The 521-nt window shown below is 63.5% G+C and carries 1 protein-coding gene and 1 pseudogene; both read left to right on the top strand.

Going from position 1 to position 521, the window contains the following annotated elements; translation table 11 throughout:
• Window positions 1–192 (top strand): hypothetical protein (locus DVK01_RS21195; RefSeq protein WP_121538837.1); only part of this gene is annotated, 192 nt, incomplete at its 5' end.
• Window positions 189–521: pseudogene (locus DVK01_RS21190) on the top strand (hypothetical protein); the annotation flags it as partial. The gene DVK01_RS21195 and the pseudogene DVK01_RS21190, both read left to right, overlap by 4 nt.

Raw genomic sequence — 521 nt, 5'->3', positions numbered from 1 at the left:
GGCGTCTCTGCCGCCACAATCTCCGCGGCCGAAATCGGTTCCCCGCTCCCCGTCGTGAGTCCCACCGTCGTCGCCGGCGGCGTGATCGCCGCGCACCACGCACGGGAGAAGGAGACCGCCGCCGGCGCTGACGACCAGGAGGTTCGCGCCAGCGTCGAGCAGGTCGAAACCGACGGGGGACACGAGCAATGACCCGCGCTCGTTCGGTCCTGCTCGCCGCGCTCATCGTCTGTTCCGCCGTCATCGGGGCCGCCGGTCCTGCGCTGGCACAGTCGACAGAGACGGCAACAGACTCCGGGCCAGTAACGAAAACCTTCGAGACAGGCCCCCACAAGGTCAAGATTGACCTCTTCGATGTATCGTCAGAAACAACCATCACGGTGATTACCGACGAATCGCCCGCTGGCAACAACACGGCGATTCTCAAAAAGACCGTCAGCGGCTCGCAGAACAGTGCACACTTCCGGAACGCAGGTGCGTATGAATCCTTCACGGTGAAGGTTGAGGGTGCTGATGGACCA

The sequence above is a fragment of the Haloarcula sp. Atlit-120R genome (genome assembly GCF_003665885.1).
GTDB lineage: Archaea > Halobacteriota > Halobacteria > Halobacteriales > Haloarculaceae > Haloarcula > Haloarcula taiwanensis.
Note: the sequence above shows the minus strand (reverse complement) of the source record. Positions and strands in the feature narration are given on the sequence as shown.